We start from the raw sequence: 20,251 nt of genomic DNA on the forward strand, positions 1-20,251 counted from the left end.
TGGAGCAGTTGGTAGCTCGTCGGGCTCATAACCCGAAGGTCGTAGGTTCAAGTCCTACTCCCGCAACCATTTCTTTAGTCAATAGAATTAAAATAATTTATAGCGTTGTCAGATGCATAATGGAACAATTGCTAGATCGTCGGGCTCAGCTTTTATAAATAAAGAGTCGAAGGTTGTAGTTTTTTATCAAGTCCTACTCCCGCAACCATTTTTATTGTTATTCCTCTCTTTAAAACTTCCTAGTGTTACCCCATCAAACTTAAATTAATGCATTTACCCATGTCCATTGCTAAATAAAGCAGTCACTCGCTGGGCTCAGCTATTCATAACCTCTGGCAAGGACAATTATCCGAACAATAGTTTCACTTTCCGCCTCCTATAGCACAACTGAAAGTGCTTCAAGCATATCAATCGATCTGGGTGACACTATGAAGGACGGTTGAGTGCAATTAAACGAACCTGATTATTAGTTTGTTACAAAATCATCAGCTGAATTTTTCGATCGCATTCATACGCCTTAAAGACTCGTTAGAACCAGACAACACGAGTACAGCCTGAACAATGCAAAAATATTAACGTCATACTTAGTCTCTCTGCCCTAATGTGTCATAGTTGATGTTGGCAACTTTGACTGCCACCAGCTAAGCATTCCTCCCTCAAGTTGATAAACATCCTCAAACCCGAACTGGTTAAGTTTTCTAACGCCTGGGATGCTACGATGGGCTGATAGACATATCACGACGGTGGTTATCTCTTGTGATAGATCAAGCTGTTTTATAGTGTCAATTGAAAGCTTTGTTATGGGCAGATTTAACGAGCCTTCGATATGTGACTTATTCCATTCCATTTTCGTTCGAACATCTACAATCTGAATATCATTTGTCTTAAGACGCTTATACACCTCTTCGGCGTTCATTTCTGGCATATTTCCAAACGGTAACCACTGAGATAAACTCGTTAATATCGACATCTATATATTCCTAAAAAGGCTTCATTCTGAACCATTAAGTCTTACGAAGTCATCAATCTAATGACGGTTACTTGACCTTTAACACAAACCTCACTATTCGCATTTAAGGGCACTTCGACGCTTGTCTTCCTACACAACTTCTACCACTTAAGTTCATAATTCAAGCTTTTATCAATGAATGTTCCACATTTAAACCACGTCTAAAAAACTAACATTAGCAAATAACCTCATTCTCAAGCTTCTATTTGGCATGTTTATGCTATTGCGCTTAATATCATGACAATTAATTAACAAGGCCAATTAACACCGCCGCTTTGTCTATGTGACTTGGTAGCCCTCAGTGTCAGTGAATTTTTACCTTAAAACGCTTAAATAAAAATGCCGGATGATTTCTCATCCGGCATTTATTGTATTCTCAGGAAAATTACTTTAACCAATGCTTCACTTTGGTACGATTGTTATTATCCCGGCTTTGTCTAATCAGCTCATCACCAGCATCCATTTGGGTCATTTTTGCAAGGCGATCATAAAGCAGTACATTCACTGATGCAGCTAAATTCATGCAGCCAACGGTTGGTACGTAAACTACCGCTGTTGCTGCATCAATCAATTGCTGAGGAATAGTGCCATCTTCTGGACCAAAAATATAAAATGCATTTTCGGGATGAGTAAATAAAGGCAATGGCGTTGCCCCAACGACGAGATCAACACACACAATCGTTGCTCCGTCAGGCACGCTATCGAGTAATGACTCGACGCCGACCAAAGGAATGCGCTTTGCAGCATCTTTAGTGTCCACATCGTATTGAGCATCACCCGACTTAGCGGCCAATTCGTAACGTTTACCGGTATAGCAAACATTATCGACCCGATAACAGCCTGCAGCACGCATGATGCCACCGACATTGACTGGGGTTTTAGGATTAACTAATCCAATTGTCACTCTCGTTTGAATATTTTCCATAAAGCAGATTAATCTTTTCCGGTTATGCCGCTTGAACCACAATACGTTGACGTAATTGCAGCCATGCAGCTTCTACTAATGAAAAATCGTGTTCTTCTAACTCTTCATTTGCCAAGGCTAAGCATTTAACCAACTTGAGATCCAGAGCTGGTAGATCTTGTTCTGTTTCCACTTCTAATTCGGCTAATACTACCGCTATGTGACCTTGTAAATAACCACACGCAAATAATGCATCATCGTCGCTATTGCTAACACTGTCTTCCATCCAAGACTCTAATGCGGCATCGTACAGTTCTAACATGGTTTAGTTCTCCACTAAATCTGGGTTGGCAACCTGGTACATCACGTAATCATTGTAGCCAGTGACTATTTTGTAATAGCCTGTGAGTGCTTTGTCTAATTCAGGGTCGCCACTATCCACAATTAATGGCCTGCCTTCAAGTGCTTTAAGCTTAGTTTTTGTGGCTAAGATTAAAATATTGTCTTTTCCTATGCGTTTTATTAATTCTGGCGATAATTGTTGGTTACCGCGGCCCAATATGTGACCTTGACCACCAATTAAGGTTATCACCAATTTAGCAGGACAAGATTCTGTATCATTTGTGAGTTCAAGTAATTGCTTAGCAGTAACATCGCTGGCAATTAGCGCTTTATGTTGAATGACATCGACACCCAACAAGGTATTATCAATGCCTAAGTCTTCCATAACCGCCGCAACGGTACTACCTGAACCCATGATATAAAGCTCATCTTCCATAGACTCGATAATGTCAGCGGCAATATCAGCTAACACGAGTTCATCGACTTCTTTGCCACCCATTTTTACCGCTTGAATATATCTAGGCTCAGCAGGAACCATCATTTCGCCAAAGCGTTTGGCTCTGACAGTGCCTTGCCTAAACGCAACTTCATCAATATCCATTACATCGGCTGACATTAAACTGACTAACTCACCTTTTAACAACATGCTCACCACGAGCCCTGAAGCATGAGGCGTAATGCCATAAACACCTGAATGAATTTTGACTCCGGCAGGAACGCCTAATACAGGTAGCTTGTCTTCAACCACGGCAGAAATATCGCGAGCAGTGCCATCCCCCCCCGCAAAAAGCAGTAAATCCAACTGTTGTTCAAGTAAATAAGTTACCGCTTGCTGAGTATCTAGCGAAGATGTCGTTGCACTACAGGTATACACCGCATTTGTTTGAAACCCCATTTGACGACACAAATCTGCACCCATGTCGCCCGATGCAGTGATAATATCAATCGTGTCAGCAAAAGGTAACACTACCGCTAAGGCTTGTTGCATCCGCTGCTGCGCTTTAGGTATGGCTCCTTTGGCAATGGCATCATTAGCAACACCATCAGAGCCTTTTAAACCGACACTCCCACCTAATCCTGCCAGTGGATTAATAATTACCCCTAAACGAAAACGTTTCACGTCGACTCCTTGCTGTTGCGACAACACTATTTTAGATTAACTTTGTGGTGCGTTTGCGGATGCTTCGCCATTGATATTTGGGATCATCATAACCGCAAGCATTGATAAAAAAGCACAACTTGCTGCAAATATCCAAACCCACATAATTTGACTACCATCCCCCCAAATCATGCCACTTATCCATGTGCCTAATGCACCGCCCACACCAAAACTGACACTGGCATATAATGCTTGCCCTGTGCTCCGGTGACTGACATTAAAGTGTCGATGAATAAAATGGATTGAGGCCGCATGCACTAAACCAAAGGTAAATGCATGCAATAATTGGCTGATTATCAATAATGAAGCGTATTCAACGCCAAAGGCTAACAGTAACCAACGAATAACCGTCAGTAAAATACTCACCACGAGTAATACTCGGATACCGTATTGGCGAATAAGGCGAGATGAATAAAAAAAGATAACGATTTCGGCTAGAACGCCTAAGGCAACCAGCAAACCAGCGATGGTCTCAGAGTAGCCAACCTGTTTTAGATACAATACAAAAAAGCCATAAAATGGTCCGACACTCATCTGGAGTAACATTGCAGACAACATAAACCACACTAATGAGGCATCAAGCTTAAGCTTAGGTCGTTCGGACTTATTGACGACAACGCTGCGGTTAGCAGGCAAAGGTAACGAACACGCAAACAAACCTAAAAACAATATCATGCCCATATAAGGCAACACTTCAGGGCCCCAATAATCAATGGCAAGACCACCACTGATCACCAACACGATATAACCCACACTGCCCCAACTGCGAATAGCGCCATAACGCTCAGCTTTGTCACCTAGCGTTTCTAAGGTAATCACTTCTAGCTGAGCTAAAATCGCATTCCAAAAAAACGTGTATATCGCCAGACTAATCGCTAAATAGACAAAGCTGCCATCAAAGAAAAAACTGATATAGGTGATCGCCGCGGCACAAGAACCTAATTTAATCAGTTCTGAACGCATGCCAGTTCGATCAGCAACCGCCGCCCACACATTAGGTGCGACAATGCGAGTAGCCATTAATATCGCCAACAAAAAACCTATCTCTTGGGCATTGAAGCCTCGACTGTCAAAGAAAACCCCCAAATAGGGGACCATGATGCCAAGAATAGAAAAGAAAAAGAAATAACAAGCCCTGAGCCAGCGTAAATCCGGCTCAGGGCATTTAACTGAGGACATTAGCGCATTCCGATAACGGGCGTTTGTCTGGTCACATCGTGGTTTTGAGCACGATGTCTTAATAAGTGATCCATTAACACGATAGCAAGCATCGCTTCAGCAATGGGTACGGCACGAATTCCGACACAAGGATCATGACGACCTTTGGTGATCATCTCAATCGTTTCACCTTGTACTGTCATGCTTTGACCAGGCACACTAATGCTTGAGGTCGGCTTTAGCGCAATATGAGCCACAACAGGTTGACCGGATGAAATCCCCCCCAGAACTCCGCCAGCATGGTTCGACGCAAATCCTTGTGGTGACATTAAGTCGCGACCTTCAGAGCCTTTTTGAGTGACAACCCCAAAGCCATCACCCACTTCAACGCCCTTCACTGCATTAATGCCCATTAGTGCATGGGCAATGTCAGCATCGAGGCGATCAAATACTGGTTCACCTAACCCCACAGGTACGCCAGTTGCCACCACAGTTATCTTGGCACCAATCGAATCACCAGATTTACGTAAACCACGCATATACTCGTCCAATGCTTCTAATTTACTGGCATCAGGAAAGAAAAATGCATTTTGTTCAATTTGAGTTAAATCGATGGTCTCGGCGCAAATTGGCCCTAATTGAGCAAGATAGCCGTGGATTTCAATGCCATGAACTTGTTTAAGGTATTTTTTAGCAACCGCACCGGCAGCAACGCGCATTGCGGTTTCACGCGCAGACGAGCGACCACCGCCACGGTAATCACGCATGCCATACTTTTGCTGATAGGTATAATCAGCATGACCAGGACGAAAAGTGTCTTTTATGTCGGAATAGTCTTGGCTGCGTTGATCGGTATTCTCAATCAACAAACCAATAGAGGTGCCAGTCGTTTTACCTTCAAAGACGCCTGACAGAATTCTCACTTCATCAGCTTCACGCCGGGCAGTAGTGTAGCGTGACGTGCCAGGACGACGACGGTCTAAATCATGTTGCATATCTTCAACAGTTAACTCAAGCCCTGGAGGACAACCATCAATGATACAACCTAGAGCAACACCATGGCTTTCACCAAATGTTGTCACAACAAAGTTTTGGCCAATACTATTTCCTGACATGCGCGTTAACTACCTCTATTAATTATTCACTTTATTGAGTGCTATTCTTGTCGCTAATGTTATCGCGATTATTCACCATCTTTGTAGATGGCGAAAAGTGTTTCATTTTCAACTAGCTGATCACGAGTTAATACAAACACACCATCACCGCCAAATTCAAAATCAACCCAAGTAAACGGCATATCAGGATATTGCTCAATCAAATGCACCATTGAATTACCCACCTCAACCACAAGTAAACCGGTTTCGGTCAAATAATCTGCCGCATTCGCCAAAATGCGTTTGGTTAAATCTAAGCCATCATTACCAGACGCTAACCCTATCGCGGGTTCGTGATGATACTCTTGAGGCATATCGCCAATATCTTCAGCATCAACATATGGAGGGTTAGATACAATTAAATCGTAATGAGGACCTTTAGGGATCGCCGAAAATAAATCGGATTGAATCGGGAAAACACGTTCTAACACACCCAAAGACTCAACATTAATCTGGGCCACTTCAAGTGCATCTTCACTAATATCTAAGGCGTCAACTTCAGCATCTTCAAACGCATAGGCACAAGCAATGGCAATACAAGCACTGCCGGTACATAAATCCATAATGCGATTAACAGGTTTATTATATAACCAAGGGCTAAATTTATAATTGATCATTTCTGCTATCGGTGAGCGTGGTACAAGTACGCGCTCATCAACATAAAATTCGAGTCCGGCAAAATTGGCTTTATTGGTCAAATACGGAACCGGTAAACGTTCACGTACACGGCGAATAATCAATTCAACGATTTTGTGTTTTTCGCTACTGGTTAAATTACTTAAAATAACCTGCTGGCCGATTTCTTCGGGTAAATGTAAAGCATCAAAAACCAATGCAATCGCTTCGTCCCAGGCATTATCCGTTCCGTGGCCATAATAAATGTTAGCATCATTAAAACGACTGACAGCCCAACGCAACATATCAGCTATGGTACGTAACTCAGTGACAGCTTCATCTACAAAGATCTTATCCAAAACACACTCCTTAAAAATTCTTCTCAGCTATTGTAACTGATGTCTATTAAGATGACCTAAAATTCAATACAATACGCCGATGAAAGACAATAATTATGTAGACTTATCGCTGTTTAGTACATTAATCGATGGTATCAAACCACTAAAACAAGATACCCACTACTTTAAACAGCCTGTCAAACCCAAACAACAGTTCGAAATAAAAGAACGTCAGATCCATGTTGACAGTTATTTTTCGGATACATATCAGCCGCTTCTGCCGATTAATGGTCCTATGCGTTGGATTAATGCCAACACAGATAAGCTTGAATTAAAACGTTTAAGACGTGGTGACTATTCACCTGACCTACTGCTTGATTTACACGGGATGCGTCAAGCTGAAGCCAAACTTGAATTAGCAGCACTTATCCAGGCATGCGTTAAGCAAAGCACAATATGTTGTTGTGTCATGCACGGCTATGGTATGGGGATTTTAAAGCAGCAAACACCAATGTGGTTAGCGCAACATCCAAACGTAAAAGCATTCCATCAAGCACCAAAAGAATGGGGTGGCGATGCAGCGTTATTGGTATTAATTGATATTGGTGAGCAACCTCACCGACGTTAATTCGAGGTAATAAGCGCAAAAAGTGTTAGTAAAGGTAAGTGCTGACTTACCTTTTTATGAGTACACATGATTACAACCAATATTGCCATTACACAATAACTTGATGTGGTGCAGTCATAGCCACAAAACTAGAGTGCTGGCCATGCATGTCAATGTGAGCCACCGCAGACGTAGCAAACAACGGTGGCTCAATACCTGCCACAAGTTCACTAACCATAAAGCCTAAAATAGGCATATGTGCAATAACCAATACATTATCCGCTTTATATTGCTCTGCATAAGCAAGCACAATATCAACAGTCATTTTGGCATCTCCAGAGGGGGTGACATCATCAAGCACTAACCACTTACGGGGATCGGATAGGTGTTTACTGACTTCTTGCCACGTTTGTTGTGCACGTAAATAAGGACTCACAATAACCAAATCAAAATGGCTAACCTGTTTTGCTAACCAATTAGCCATAAAACCTGTGTGAATACGGCCAATATCAGTTAACTTTCGTTCCCTGTCTGACGGTGCATCAAAACCCGCTTCACCATGGCGCATCAAAAATAGCTGCATACTTCTCTCGTGATGTTTTTATTATCATTCTTAGCCAATTGTAGCGTTAATCAGCGCAACAACAAACCTAGAATTGAGCTTATTTTGATAAACTTTAGTCGATAATCGAATAAAACAAGCCAAGGTAATTTGCTAAAAAGTAATAACAAGATCAATATATAACAAGTTATCTTTTCTGGAGTCTCCTTTTGCCTGAATTTCCAGCAGTTTATAAAAGCCAAAATGATCATCGTCAGTACCAATATCGAGTGTTAGACAATCAACTTCGAGTATTATTGGTTGAAGATATGCAATCGAATCAAGCTGCAGCGTCAATGGCTGTCAGTGTTGGTCATTTTGACGATCCCGTTGAACGGCCTGGTATGGCGCATTTTCTTGAGCATATGTTGTTTTTAGGCACAGAAAAATATCCAGACTCAGGTGAATACCATGCTTATATTAATCAACATGGTGGAAACAATAATGCGTGGACAGGCACAGAACAAACTAACTTTTTTTATAGCATTAATGCAGAAGCTTTAGAAGGTTCGTTAGACCGATTTAGTCAATTTTTCATTGCTCCCAAGTTTGATTTAGAGTTAGTTGATAGAGAAAGGCAGGCAATAGAATCGGAGTTTAGTTTAAAATTAAAAGATGACATTCGTCGAGTCTACCAAGTTCAAAAAGAAACCGTTAACCCAAAACATCCGTTTTCAAAATTCTCTGTGGGTAACCAAGCGACATTAGCAGGTAAACAAGCAGACATTCGGGATGAACTGCTGGCTTTTTATCAGCAACATTACAGTGCTAATATTATGACGTTGTGCGTTGTAGCGCCTCGTCCTATCGCAGAACTCGACACCATCGTTAGACAATATTTTTCAAAAATACTCAATAGAAATGTAAGTAAACACTATCCTTCTGAAGCACTGATAACCGAGGCTCAGCAACAAACACATATACAAATTGTACCGTTGAAAGATCAAAAACGACTCAGTATTTGCTTTTCACTCCCAGAGATAGACCAATTTTATAAACGTAAACCCCTCACCTTTATTAGCCACTTACTCGGTAATGAAAGTCCGGGGAGTTTATTGTCTTATTTAAAAGGACACGGATTAGCCAACCATTTATCTGCTGGCGGTGGCATAAATGGCTACAATTTCAAAGATTATTCGATCAGCATACAGCTAACCGACAAGGGATTTACTGAACTAAATGAAGTGGTCTCTTGTGTCTTTGAATATATCGAACTGATAAAGCAACAAGGTGTTCAAGCATGGCGTTACCAAGAACGAGCCAATCTGCTTGATACTGCCTTTCGTTTCCAAGAACAGATCAAAACCTTGGATTTAGCGAGTCATCTCAGCATCAACATGCACCATTACGATATTGAAAACATTATTTATGGCGACTATCGCATGGATGAGATGCTTGAGGATGAAACAAAATACCTCCTTTCATTGATGTCGGCGACCAATATGCGTCTCCTCACGGTAGCAAAAGAGTCTCAGGTCGATAATCAAGCCCAATGGTACGACACCCCTTACCAAGTTAGGCCATTACAAGCTCAACAAATAAAAAAATGGTCTGCGGTTTCAATAAGAGAAGATCTTAAACTACCTGAAAAAAATCCGTTTATTGTCTCGGATCCACAAGCTCGAGCAAACAAAAGTAATACCCCAGTACCCACTATTGTTGCTGAAGGTGAAGGTTACCGTATTTGGCATAAAAAAGATGATGAGTTCAATGTCCCTAAAGGGCATTTATACTTATCATTAGATTCCGATCAAGCTAGCTCAACGCCAAGACAGGCAGCATTAACAAGACTGTACGTCGAAATGCTTATCGATTACCTGACAGAACCAACATATCAAGCAGAGGTTGCTGGCCTTAACTACAATATCTACCCCCACCAAGGCGGTATTACCCTCCATTTAACCGGCTTTACTGGTAACCAAGAAAAGCTATTAACCTTAATAATCAAAAAAGCACGCGAGCGAAATTTTACCGAGCAGCGCTTTAACATGATTAAAAAACAGATATTACGCAGTTGGAATAATGTTGCTCAAGCCAAGCCAATATCACAATTATTTACCAGCTTAACGGTCACGCTACAAAAAAGCAGTTTTGAACCGACAACAATGGCTGAACAACTCACGCTACTGACCCTTGATGATTTGCATAATCATGTTAGCGCATTTTACAAAAAGATTTATCTTGAAGGATTAGTTTACGGGGATTGGCTGGTTGAAGAAGCTCAGCTACTCGCCAAGCGTTTGCAGCATTTATTATCTTTGGTAACAAAGCCAAGCGCTGAAGCATCTCGCGAACTTATCAATCTCGATAAAAGAGGCTCATTGCTTCGCGAAAAAACCATGGATCACCAAGATAGCGCGATTATTGTTTACTATCAGTCTCGTATGGCAACACCTGATCGTATGGCATTATTTAGCCTACTAAACCATACAATGTCATCAACCTTTTTCCATGAGTTACGCACTAAACAACAATTAGGCTACATGGTAGGAACAGGCTACTTGCCATTAAACCGACATCCAGGGATGATTTTCTATGTTCAATCCCCCACTACAGGTCCAAGACAACTACTCGAAGCCATAGATGAGTTCATCGCCGACTTTAATTATGCCGTGATGCAAATAACCAATCAACAATGGGAAAGCACTAAACGAGGCATGATAGGTCAAATAATGGAACACGATACTAACCTAAAAACACGCAGCCAACGCTATTGGGTGAACTTAGGAAACCGCGATTATGAATTTAATCAACGTGAGATGGTCGTGGCTGAAGTAGAAAAGCTCACAAGAGCAGATTTGATTAAGTTTATGGTGGCTCACATGCGCAGTAAAGATTGTGACCGCTTAGTCCTGTTTAACAGCGGTAAACAACATCACAGTCAAGCGAGCCTGCGTTCAAATAATATGATTGTAGACTTAAAAACGTTTAAACAACAGACGGATAAATTTCAGTTTTAGTAAATGTCTACGGCAGAAAAGTTCAGAAAAGAGACTGCGATTACGGTTACAAAATAGTCGCTACCAATATTAACGGTGCAAAATACTAAATAAAACGTTAATACCCCATAAGCTATTGATTAAAAAACGACTTTTAGACAATGCTATCGTAATTGTTAGGTAATATCCTATCAATCACACCTTTTTTGTTAACATGCTTTTGACAAAGGCTCAGGTTTCTGAAAAAGTAGACAATTCATCAACTTCTTTGCGGCATCGAAAGAGAATAAGTATAAAAATTATGCCTAAAATTTTATTGTTAATCTGTGTTTATTTTATTTGTAGCTTTGGCGTAACAGCCATTGAAGCTGACAACACCGAATCAAATTTTGATATTCTACTCAATCATACCAATTATGGTGTTGCCGATGGTTTATCACAAGATACCGTTACCGCCATTGTAGAAGACAAAGAGGGCTACGTTTGGGTTGGTACCATCAATGGCTTAAACCGTTTTGATGGTAACGAGTTTAAACAGTTCTATGCTGGTGACGATGCAAAGTCTCTCCCCAGTTCTTTTATCCGCAATTTGCTTATAGATGATAATGGCGTGCTGTTAGTTGGGACGGATAAAGGTCTCGTTCAATTTGATAAAGAAACAGAGTCATTCAGTAGAAACAGTATTTCTACTCAAATTGGTGATCAAGCCATTTGGTCAATATCAAAACAAGATGATAAAATTTTCATTGGTTTAAATGGTAAATTTGTGACCTATGAAGAAAGCAATAATCAGTATTTAATTTTTGAAGATGACAATCTAAAAGAAATAAAAAACATCTTAAAGTTTAATGGTATTTTTTACATTAGAAACTATGAAGGTAGTGTTTTTACAAATAATACGAATACTACAAAAAAAATAATAAGCAAATCTAACGATATTATAATATTTAAGAACAATGTAATTGCCGCAACAGATCAAGGCATATATATTATTAATGAAAAAATTAAAAAAATATCTAAATTAAAGCTTATAGATTTATCCATCGATTATACTAATATGAACAATGTCATAGGATTGTACGAAAACAAAATATTTAGTCTTAAAAAAAACAATAATAAAATAACATGGACATCATTAGGAGAACTTCAAGTTGAGGGTGAAAAGTTCATTAAATCTTTCATATCAGCCAATGGGGGAAACCTTTACATATCCAATTATAATGATGGATTCATAAAGATATCACCAGAAAACAACTTAGTAAAAAAAATCAAAGACATTCCAAATAACATATGGTCGATTTCAGAATATAAAGATGATATTTTCCTAGTTAATGACGGAAATAAAATATATGTATATGACAAAAGTATAGTTTTAAAGAAGACGATTAAAACATCATTGCCATATGGGCCAAAATCAATATTAGTGATAAACAAAAAAGCTTTTGTTGGCACTAAGTCTGGACTATATTTAATAAATATTGAAAATGGAAAAGAAAGAAAACTAAACAATGAGTTAATTGTCAGCATTAAATATAACAAAGATCTAGACCAATTCTATAGTTCAAACTTCAAAGGTGAAGTGCAAGTTTTATCGATAACGGGTGAGGTTATTGAAGAAATAAATACTAAATTCAGTTACCCAATCTATGATATGGTTAAGATTGACTCTAAATTATGGATTGCATCACAAGCAGGGCTACTTATATGGGAAAATAATAAAATAACCGAAGTTTTTAATGAAGACATTGTGTTTAATATCGCGGTTAAAAACAATAAAGTATATTTTGGCACTCGAAGTTCTATTTATTCTATAGATAAAAATATCTTTAGCAAACCGAAAATAATATTCAATAGAAAAAAAGTAATATACTCAATAGCTTTTGTAGATAATATAATGGTCGCATCTTCAAATAGAGAAGTTTATATAATTGATACTAATACAAATATCACTCACACACTTAGCGTTGAAAATGGTGTATTAAAAGATTACAACACCCAATCATTACTAACACTGAATAAGTCAGTATTATTTGGGGGGGGTGAAGGTCTTAGTTTAGTAGAGCCTAAAAAAATATTATCTGCAATATCAGAAAATTCTATATCCACTATAAAACTGTCTGATTTCCTTTTATTTAACACCCCAGTCCGCGTTGGTTCAAAAATCCTCAAAAAACCAATAAATAATTTAGATCAAATCATACTAAAACACTCAGACTATCCATTTACAATTAAATTTAATGTTCTAGGGAAAAATAATAATGATTTCGAATTTTTTTATTACTTAGAAGGCCTAGAAAGAAATTGGTTATCTACAAAGGGAAATAACAATGTAACTTATACAAATTTATCAGCTGATAAATATACCTTTAAGTTATATGCTCAAAATAGACTATCTGGTAGAAAAACAGATATTAAGAGTATAAAAATATTAGTAACCCCACCTTGGTGGTTATCTCTGGAAGCCAAATTAGTATACGGACTATTTATATTAGCTTTAATTATCATCTCTTTTAAGATTATAATTCGTCGCCGTGAAATTCAGAAACAAATAGCCCAGAGTGAAGAGCGGTTAAAGCTGTCTTTATGGGGTAGTGGCGATGAAATGTGGGACTGGGATATTGAAAGTGGCAAAATCTACCGTTCTAACATTTGGGGTTCTTTAGACTTCCCTCAAGATGGTCGTCGCTCGGGTAATGCTGACGAAGAAAGTAATATCCACCCTCTCGATAGAGATAGAGTCACCAAAGCGTTAAATGATCATTTTAATGCGATAACCGACCATTTTGAAATTGCTTATCGTGTTAAAGCGCGTAACCAGCAATGGATATGGATATTAGACAGAGCCAAAATAGTTGAACGCGATCAAAAAGATCAGCCGCTACGGATGACGGGCACCATTAAAGATATCAATAATATTAAACAAGCAGAAGAGCAATTACGCTTGTTCGCTAGAGCAATTGAGAATATCTCTGAAGGGATGTTTATTCTCGATGAGAAGTATCAATTTGTTGAAGTCAATAATGCCTGTTGTGAACTAACAGCCTCTACAAAAGAGAAGTTTGTCCATGAAATACTCAATTTCACTCGCTATCCAGCAAGTTATTCTGAACAAATAAGAAATTTACTAAAGCAACAAGGTCGTTGGAGCGGTGAAATTGAAGCAAGTAAAGGTAAAGACGGTTTCTTCTTAATCGAGCTGACAATCGACGCCATATACAATGAGCAAGGCGAAACAAGTCATTACGTTGGCGTGTTTTCTGATATTACCCGCCGTAAACAGCAAGAAGAAGAGCTCAGAAAACTGACTAATAATGACTTACTTACCGGGCTGCCTAATCGTTCTAGTTTACAAGTGACCTTAAGCAACTTAGTCAAAAAAGACATTCATCACACCTTAATGGTACTCGATTTAGATAACTTTAAGCGTATCAATGATTCTTTAGGCCATCAAATTGGTGATGATTTATTGATCGGTGTTGCTGAGCGAATTCAGTCAACCATTCCAAAACATGCCAGCTTATACCGTCTCGGAGGTGATGAATTTGCTTTACTCGTCGATCAACTCCCAGATATAGGTTCTTGTGCCGCCATCGCTACCCAAGTCATTAACTGTCTAAAACCCGCCTTCACTGTTAATAATGACTCACTAGTATTAGGTATTAGTATCGGCATTGTGCTTTATCCTGAAGATGAGCAAAATGAGCAAGCCTTATTGCGTAAAGCGGATATCGCCATGTATCACGCTAAGTCAGGGGGTGGTAACCGCTATCAGTTCTATTCAGAATCATTAAACCAAAATGCTTTACGCCAACTGGAAATCGAAAGTTTAATTCGGGAAGCACTAAAAGATGATTTATTTGAAGTCTATTACCAACCTAAAGTCGATGTAAAAAAAGATCGCCTCACTGGAATGGAAGCGTTAGTGAGATTAAATCACCCTAAATTAGGCCTGATAGGACCGAACGAATTTATTCCCCTTGCTGAAGAAAACGGCCTAATAGTTGAAATTGGTGATGTTGTAATGCGAAAAGCCTGTTTTGCTGCGCAGAAATGGTTGGAACTAGGACTATTTAGTGGTCGCGTTGCAGTCAATTTGTCATCAAAACAATTTGCACTTCCTGATTTACTATTACGCATAGAGTCTATTTTACGCCTCACAAAACTACCGGCTGAACACTTAGAACTGGAAATCACTGAAAGCACTGTTATCAAAAACCCAGAGCAAGCCATTAAAGTGATGCAACAATTGGCAAAAATGGGCATTAGCCTCGCTCTTGACGATTTTGGTACCGGTTACTCTTCTTTGTCATATTTAAAACGATTCCCTATCAACTGTTTAAAAATTGATAAAACCTTTGTTGATGATATTGATAAATCAGACCGAGACCTCAAGATGGTCGATTCTATTATTACCATTGCCCATAATATGGGGTTGACGGTCGTTGGTGAAGGTGTAGAACAAACCTCACAACTCAACATTTTAAAAGCACTTAACTGTGAAGAAATTCAGGGATATATATACAGTAAGCCTATCAAAGAAGCAGACTTTGAGTTAATGCTCACTGCAGACAAACTCAAATTTGACACTCTAAACGGTAGGTTAATGAAAAAATAAATCATCTCCTCATATATTTGGCATGACAAATGCAATTCTAAGTTCAGTTGTAAAAATAATATTGTTATTTAACCCTGAGCTTGAATTACTAAATATAAGAGAGATTAAAATGATTAAAGGAATAATTACAGTAGCAGTTTTATCGGCATTATCTATCAGTAGTGTTGCTATGGTAAATGGAATTGAAACGCAAACCGTCGGTATTCCAGCCATCAAGGTTATAGACACTCAAACCGCCGGTATTCCTGCCATCAAAGTGCTAGACACGCAAACCGCCGGTATTCCTGCCATCAAGGTGCTAGACACGCAAACCGCCGGTATTCCTGCCATCAAGGTGCTAGACACGCAAACCGCCGGTATTCCAGCCATCAAGGTGCTAGACACCCAAACCGCCGGTATTCCAGCCATCAAGGTGCTAGACACGCAAACCGCCGGTATTCCAGCCATCAAGGTTCTAGACACGCAAACCGCCGGTATTCCAGCCATCAAGGTTCTAGACACGCAAACCGCCGGTATTCCAGCCATCAAAGTGCTTGACACTCAAACAGCTTAAGGAGAATCCTATGTTTACTTCTCTAAAAATTGCACTTGGTTTAGCAAAACCAGCTCGTAAGAAAGTAAAATTACCTGAAGGTTTAAACCACCTCGAAGTGATCCAAGCTAAAGCATGGTGGAAGTAGTCGGTATAGTACTGACGGATGGTTAACCATCAGCCACAAAAAAGGAGCATTAGCTCCTTTTTTGTTGAGTGTCTGACGCAGACTACACAGGCTTAGCCGTCTATTCTATACGCCATGTCGACATACTTTCACATCAGCCAAGCGTTAGTGCCTGCTAAACATAGGTGAGTGGCCCTAGAATACAGCCTATGCATCACCAATACTTTATTTATATTCCATATTGATAAGCAGCAAACTAAATAAAAAAACCACGACGAATACTCGATAAAACTAATATGAATAACTAAACTACATTATCACTGAACCTAAATAACTCAGTTAATATAATCCCTGCCCATACACCATTACGGCGCTTATTTAACTTGTAAGTGATGATATTAACATCACATTACCCGTGCGATGACAGCTTAATGGCGGCGTCTGATCCCATAATCAAATAACGTTATCATACTTAAGAATGTGTACTATACCGAAAAGAAGTAACGTATCGATTAAAAAACAGGCAAAAGTATGCCTTTAACAAATAAAAAAGCGGCAATAACTTGCCGCTTTTTTATTACAATGCGATAACTAACAAGCTATCTATACAACAAAGAGTTTACTTTGTGTAGAACAGACTTCCATCCCTAGCCATTTTGACTAACGTATCACACGGTGAGAAACGCTCACCGTAGAGTGATTGATAACCTTGTAATGTCGCCACTAAGTTACTTGCACCTAATGTGTCAATGTAACGGAACGGGCCACCTAAGAATGGCGGAAAACCAATACCAAATATCGCACCGATATCACCGTCTCGAGCAGAAGCAATGATCCCTTCTTCAAGACAACGAACGGCCTCATTGAGCATTTGGATCGTACAACGCTCAGCCACATTTTTTGCTTCTTTATCTGAAGCAATTGAAATGTCGAGCACTTTGTAAACTGACTCATCAACTGATTTAGCTTTTTTCGCTTTAGGACCATATTGGTAGAAACCTTTGCCATTCTTGCGACCTTTACGATCGTCGGCGAGTAACTTCTCAAATGCAGCAGGTGCTTTAAAACGTGCGCCTAACTCTTTTTCTAAAATAGGCGAAATTTTGCCGCCAACGTCAATACCCACTTCATCCAGTAACGTCATTGGACCGACAGGAAAGCCAAACTTCACTAACGAGCTGTCTAAATGCTCTATTCGTTGCCCTTCGAGTAATAACTGCGCCGCTTCGTTCATATACAGGGCAAGAATACGGTTAACATAAAAACCAGCACCATCTTGTACCACAATAGGCGTTTTACCTTGCTTACGAGCAAAAGCCACGGTCGTTGCAATGGTTTCAGGTGACGTTGTTTTATGCGCAATAACTTCAACCAACGGCATTTTTTCTACTGGAGAGAAGTAATGTAGACCAATGACATTTTCAGGACGGCTTGCTGCTTCGGCAATTTGTCCAATCGGCAGAGATGAAGTGTTAGATGCGAAAATGGTGTTTTCACCGCACTCACGTTCAACATCTTTCACCATCTGATGTTTCAATGCGAGGTCTTCAAATACTGCTTCAACAACGATATCAGCATCTTTAATGCCTTTATACTCAGTCGTTGTGGTCATTAACGCCATTAACTTGTCGCGGGCCGCAGGCGTCATATGGCGACGCTTAACCCCTTTATCTAATAGCTTGTAAGCATAAGCTAAGGCATTACTCAAACCTTGTTCAGAGATATCTTTCACTCGAGCGGGGATTTTAGCCTTCGTGGTGGTCACAGACGCAATACCGCCGCCCATTAAGCCACCACCTAATACCATCACTTTTTTGACTTTACGAGGTACAGCACCTTCAGCGCCAGTCTCTTTTTTCATCTCAGTAGTAGCAAAAAAGAGTCCTCTCAGTGCGGCTGATTCTTTAGACATCACCAAATTAGCAAAATGAGTCGCTTCAACCTCAAGACCTTTCACCATGCCTTTACTCATACCTTGGCGAACACTGTCTATGATCTTAGTCGGAGCAGGATAATTACCTTGAGTCTTCTTTAACACTTGCTTACGCGCTTGATCAAAAATGAGGTCGCGCGTAAATGATGTTGATTCTAAAAACTGATTAATTTTAGATTGCACCACTGGCTTAATGGCTTTTTTGCCTTTTTTAGCCAGCTCGATTGCGGTTTCTAATAAAATTGAATTAGGTACGACATCATTCACTAAGCCCATTTTTAACGCTTGTTTAGGGCGAATTTGCTTACCGGTTAACATCATATCAAGTGCTGTAGTAATACCGACTAAACGAGGCAAACGCTGGGTACCACCAGTGCCAGGCAGCAAACCCAGTTGTACTTCGGGCAAACCTAGCATGGTTTTTTTATCATCACTGCATACACGTAAATGACATGCTAGCGCTAACTCTAAGCCACCGCCTAAACAAGCACCATTTATCGCAGCAACAACCGGAATAGATAATCCTTCAAGTTCAGAAAATAGCACATGACCTTGTTGTGATAATGCCTTAGCATCTTGCTCACTCTTACATGCCGCGAGCATGCTAATGTCAGCACCAGCAACAAATGAATCCGCTTTACCAGAGATAATGACTAAACCTGTAATGCTTGGATCAGCTTTAACTTCAGCTAAAATTTCTGTAATTTCAGGCCCAAATTCCGCCCTTAAGGTGTTCATGGTTTCGCCAGGAACATCCATGGTTAAAATCGCAATACCATCATCACGACGAGCTAAATTAAATGTCTTTTCCATGCTCATTACTCCACCTCTAAAATCATTGCTACACCTAAACCACCCGCTGCACAAGCCGTTGTCAAACCTGTACCACCACCACGACGCTTAAGCTCACGACAGACTTGGGTGATTAATCGAGTACCGGTTGCCGCAAAAGGATGGCCATAAGCCAATGAACCACCTAATACGTTAAATTTACTCATGTCGATTTCACCAATGGCACGATCTCGACCTAATTTTTCTTGGGCAAACTTTTTAGAAGCAAACATTTGCATGTTCGCTAATGTCTGCGCTGCAAACGCTTCATGCATTTCAATCAGGGTTAAATCCTCTAATTCCATACCAGCACGTTTTAATGCTAATGGTGTGGCATACGATGGACCCATCAACATATCTTGCCAAACATCAATAGCAGTAAACGCGTAACTCTTAATGTAACCCATTGGCTGATAGCCTAAGGCTTTGGCACGACCTTCGCTCATTAAAATGATTGCAGAGGCACCATCAGTTAATGGCGTACTGTTCGCCGCTGTTACCGTACCGTGTTGACGGTCAAAGGCTGGGCGCAATTTGGCATAAGACTCTAATACTGAGTCTTCACGAATATTATTATCGCGATCAATAAATTGTTTGTACGGAGGAATATGAGCGGTCATGACTTCATCGCGCAGATAACCTGAATTCCACGCTTCTGTCGCCAATGTATGCGAGCGGTGCGCTAATGCATCTTGATCAGCGCGGCTAATATGATAAGTTTTAGCCATTTGCTCTGCAGTTTGTCCCATCGATAAACCAGTTGAATACTCAGCAACAGCTGGCGGTACAGGTAAAAGATCTTTCAAACCTAAACGACGTGCAATCGCAAATTTTTCTTTAAACGAACGAGCTTTATTTAGATCGACTAAAGCATGTGCTAATTTTCTTGATACTCCGATCGGTAATACCGAAGACGAATCAGAACCACCGGCTAAACCGATTTCGATATTGCCCGTCATGATTGACTCAGCCACATTAACGGTAGATTGAAAACTAGTCGCACAAGCTCGGGTCACCGAATAGGCATCAGTTGACACATTCATTCCCGTACCGAGTACAATTTCACGAGCAATATTTGGCGCAGCTGTCATTTGCACCACTTTACCAAATACAAGTTGTTCAATTAATTGAGGGTCGATTTCAGAGCGAGACAGCAACTCATTTACCACCATTTTGCCCATATCCAGCGCAGATACGCCATGAAAAGCGGTTGCTTGTTTCGCAAATGGTGTTCTTAAACCGGCAACAATCGCAATGCGTTCACCCCGGGAATTCGTTACCTGTTGTCTATCACTCATGTGCCACCCTCTATTATTGTTAGCTCATCTCGGCTCGGCCGTTAAGTTTCTATTTTGTTAGATAGTCTGGTCAGACCATCAAAGCGTGA

Annotated in this window: 14 protein-coding genes; 4 read left to right on the plus strand and 10 right to left on the minus strand. The window is 40.1% G+C overall.

What is annotated here, in order from left to right; translation table 11 throughout:
* Positions 1-598: 598 nt before the first annotated feature.
* The 7 genes from AAEZ02_RS10115 to prmB form a co-directional block, all read right to left on the minus strand.
* Entirely contained in the window at positions 599-970 is a 372-nt protein-coding gene (locus AAEZ02_RS10115) for a rhodanese-like domain-containing protein (protein WP_124013615.1), read from the minus strand.
* 424 nt (positions 971-1,394) lie between these two features.
* On the minus strand, positions 1,395-1,934 hold the full coding sequence (locus AAEZ02_RS10120; RefSeq protein WP_124013616.1) for an RNA methyltransferase: 540 nt from the start codon (positions 1,932-1,934) through the stop codon (positions 1,395-1,397).
* Between the two features lie 22 nt (positions 1,935-1,956).
* Positions 1,957-2,235, minus strand: a complete 279-nt coding sequence (locus AAEZ02_RS10125) for a YfcL family protein (protein ID WP_101030253.1) — start codon at positions 2,233-2,235, stop codon at positions 1,957-1,959.
* A gap of 3 nt (positions 2,236-2,238) precedes the next feature.
* Positions 2,239-3,375, minus strand: a complete 1,137-nt coding sequence (locus AAEZ02_RS10130) for an ATP-NAD kinase family protein (protein ID WP_124013617.1) — start codon at positions 3,373-3,375, stop codon at positions 2,239-2,241.
* A 36-nt stretch (positions 3,376-3,411) separates the two neighbouring features.
* The gene (locus tag AAEZ02_RS10135; protein WP_124013618.1) at positions 3,412-4,593 is read right to left on the minus strand and encodes an MFS transporter; all 1,182 of its coding nucleotides are present in this window, start codon (positions 4,591-4,593) and stop codon (positions 3,412-3,414) included.
* A complete protein-coding gene (gene aroC, locus AAEZ02_RS10140) occupies positions 4,593-5,687 on the minus strand; it encodes a chorismate synthase (RefSeq protein WP_124013619.1) in 1,095 nt (364 codons plus the stop codon). The genes AAEZ02_RS10135 and aroC overlap by 1 nt, the downstream gene beginning before the upstream one ends.
* 68 nt (positions 5,688-5,755) lie before the next feature.
* Positions 5,756-6,700 carry a 50S ribosomal protein L3 N(5)-glutamine methyltransferase gene (gene prmB / locus AAEZ02_RS10145; RefSeq protein ID WP_124013620.1) on the minus strand — a complete coding sequence of 315 codons (945 nt, stop codon included), beginning with the start codon at positions 6,698-6,700 and terminating at the stop codon, positions 5,756-5,758.
* Positions 6,701-6,779: 79 nt separating this feature from the next.
* Between prmB and smrB the strand changes: the two genes are divergently transcribed.
* A complete protein-coding gene (gene smrB / locus AAEZ02_RS10150) occupies positions 6,780-7,307 on the plus strand; it encodes an endonuclease SmrB (protein ID WP_101030248.1) in 528 nt (175 codons plus the stop codon).
* An 88-nt stretch (positions 7,308-7,395) separates the two neighbouring features.
* Here the strand turns inward: smrB and sixA are convergent, their stop codons facing one another.
* Positions 7,396-7,869 (minus strand): phosphohistidine phosphatase SixA, encoded by a 474-nt coding sequence (gene sixA / locus AAEZ02_RS10155; RefSeq protein ID WP_101030247.1) that lies wholly within the window; start codon positions 7,867-7,869, stop codon positions 7,396-7,398.
* A 188-nt stretch (positions 7,870-8,057) separates the two neighbouring features.
* On the opposite strand from sixA, the gene AAEZ02_RS10160 reads away from it, so the two are divergent.
* The 3 genes from AAEZ02_RS10160 (at position 8,058) to AAEZ02_RS10170 (ending at position 15,994) form a co-directional block, all read left to right on the plus strand.
* Positions 8,058-10,847, plus strand: coding sequence for an insulinase family protein (locus tag AAEZ02_RS10160; protein ID WP_351122945.1), 2,790 nt, complete (start codon positions 8,058-8,060; stop codon positions 10,845-10,847).
* Between the two features lie 280 nt (positions 10,848-11,127).
* Complete coding sequence (locus AAEZ02_RS10165) at positions 11,128-15,441, plus strand: EAL domain-containing protein (protein WP_351122948.1); 4,314 nt, start codon at positions 11,128-11,130, stop codon at positions 15,439-15,441.
* Positions 15,442-15,550: 109 nt separating this feature from the next.
* Entirely contained in the window at positions 15,551-15,994 is a 444-nt protein-coding gene (locus AAEZ02_RS10170) for a hypothetical protein (RefSeq protein ID WP_351122951.1), read from the plus strand.
* A gap of 725 nt (positions 15,995-16,719) precedes the next feature.
* Here AAEZ02_RS10170 and fadJ read toward each other — a convergent pair.
* A complete protein-coding gene (gene fadJ, locus AAEZ02_RS10175; RefSeq protein ID WP_351122954.1) occupies positions 16,720-18,846 on the minus strand; it encodes a fatty acid oxidation complex subunit alpha FadJ in 2,127 nt (708 codons plus the stop codon).
* 5 nt (positions 18,847-18,851) lie between these two features.
* The gene (gene fadI / locus AAEZ02_RS10180; protein WP_124013625.1) at positions 18,852-20,162 is read right to left on the minus strand and encodes an acetyl-CoA C-acyltransferase FadI; all 1,311 of its coding nucleotides are present in this window, start codon (positions 20,160-20,162) and stop codon (positions 18,852-18,854) included.
* Between the last annotated feature and the right edge of the window lie 89 nt (positions 20,163-20,251).

The organism is Shewanella sp. T24-MNA-CIBAN-0130 (genome assembly GCF_040310185.1).
In the GTDB taxonomy this organism is placed as follows: domain Bacteria; phylum Pseudomonadota; class Gammaproteobacteria; order Enterobacterales; family Shewanellaceae; genus Shewanella; species Shewanella psychromarinicola.

Coding starts and splice junctions, on each gene's coding strand:
- AAEZ02_RS10115 (WP_124013615.1), bottom strand. CDS start 970: ATGTCGATATTAACGAGTTTATCTCAGTGGTTACCGTTTGGAAATATG.
- AAEZ02_RS10135 (WP_124013618.1), bottom strand. CDS start 4,593: ATGTCCTCAGTTAAATGCCCTGAGCCGGATTTACGCTGGCTCAGGGCT.
- aroC (WP_124013619.1), bottom strand. CDS start 5,687: ATGTCAGGAAATAGTATTGGCCAAAACTTTGTTGTGACAACATTTGGT.
- AAEZ02_RS10120 (WP_124013616.1), bottom strand. CDS start 1,934: ATGGAAAATATTCAAACGAGAGTGACAATTGGATTAGTTAATCCTAAA.
- smrB (WP_101030248.1), top strand. CDS start 6,780: ATGAAAGACAATAATTATGTAGACTTATCGCTGTTTAGTACATTAATC.
- AAEZ02_RS10165 (WP_351122948.1), top strand. CDS start 11,128: ATGCCTAAAATTTTATTGTTAATCTGTGTTTATTTTATTTGTAGCTTT.
- AAEZ02_RS10125 (WP_101030253.1), bottom strand. CDS start 2,235: ATGTTAGAACTGTACGATGCCGCATTAGAGTCTTGGATGGAAGACAGT.
- sixA (WP_101030247.1), bottom strand. CDS start 7,869: ATGCAGCTATTTTTGATGCGCCATGGTGAAGCGGGTTTTGATGCACCG.
- fadI (WP_124013625.1), bottom strand. CDS start 20,162: ATGAGTGATAGACAACAGGTAACGAATTCCCGGGGTGAACGCATTGCG.
- AAEZ02_RS10170 (WP_351122951.1), top strand. CDS start 15,551: ATGATTAAAGGAATAATTACAGTAGCAGTTTTATCGGCATTATCTATC.
- fadJ (WP_351122954.1), bottom strand. CDS start 18,846: ATGGAAAAGACATTTAATTTAGCTCGTCGTGATGATGGTATTGCGATT.